General features: G+C 63.2%; 1 protein-coding gene. It reads right to left on the bottom strand.

Going from position 1 to position 1,177, the window contains the following annotated elements; all coding sequences use genetic code 11:
* Window position 1: 1 nt before the first annotated feature.
* Window positions 2-1,177 carry an elongation factor Tu gene (gene tuf / locus AC0L2K_RS34850; RefSeq protein ID WP_091591201.1) on the bottom strand — a complete coding sequence of 392 codons (1,176 nt, stop codon included), beginning with the start codon at window positions 1,175-1,177 and terminating at the stop codon, window positions 2-4.

Raw genomic sequence — 1,177 nt, 5'->3', positions numbered from 1 at the left:
ATTACTCTTTGATGGTGACGACGATGCCGGCACCGACGGTGCGGCCGCCTTCACGGATGGCGAAGCGCAGCTTCTCTTCCATGGCGATCGGCACGATCAGCTCGACATCGACGGTGATGTTGTCGCCCGGCATCACCATCTCGGTGCCTTCCGGCAGCGACACGATGCCGGTCACGTCGGTCGTGCGGAAATAGAACTGCGGCCGGTAGTTGGTGAAGAACGGCGTGTGACGGCCGCCCTCATCCTTGGTCAGGATGTAGGCTTCGGCGACGAACTTCTTGTGCGGCTTGACCGTGCCCGGCTTGGCCAGAACCTGGCCGCGCTCGACACCTTCACGGTCGACACCGCGCAGCAGGGCGCCGATGTTGTCGCCGGCCTGGCCCTGGTCGAGCAGCTTGCGGAACATCTCGACGCCCGTGCAGGTCGTCTTGGTGGTCGGACGGATGCCGACGATCTCAAGTTCCTCGCCGACCTTGACCACGCCGCGCTCGACGCGGCCGGTCACCACCGTGCCGCGGCCAGAGATCGAGAACACGTCCTCGATCGGCATCAGGAACGGCTTGTCGAGCGGACGAACCGGCGTCGGGATGTAGTCGTCGACCGCAGCCATCAATTCGCGGATCGAATCCTCGCCGATCTTCTTGTCGGAATCTTCCAAAGCCGCAAGCGCCGAACCCTTGACGATCGGAATGTCGTCGCCGGGGAACTCGTTCTTGGTCAACAGCTCGCGCACCTCGAGCTCGACCAGCTCGAGCAGCTCGGCGTCGTCGACCTGGTCGACCTTGTTCAAGAACACCACGATCGACGGCACGCCGACCTGGCGGGCCAGCAGGATGTGCTCGCGGGTCTGCGGCATCGGGCCGTCGGCGGCCGACACGACCAGGATCGCGCCGTCCATCTGCGCAGCACCGGTGATCATGTTCTTGACGTAGTCGGCGTGGCCGGGGCAGTCGACATGGGCGTAGTGGCGGTTGGCCGTCTCGTATTCGACATGCGCCGTCGAGATGGTGATGCCGCGCGCCTTCTCCTCGGGCGCCGCATCGATCTGGTCGTAGCGCTTGTATTCGCCAAAATACTTGGTGATCGCCGCCGTCAGCGACGTCTTGCCATGATCGACATGGCCAATCGTGCCGATGTTCACATGAGGCTTTGTACGCTCGAATTTACCTTTTGCCAT

It is taken from the genome of Mesorhizobium sp. WSM4817 (assembly GCF_055811135.1).
This window is presented reverse-complemented; position numbering and strand designations above follow the sequence as displayed.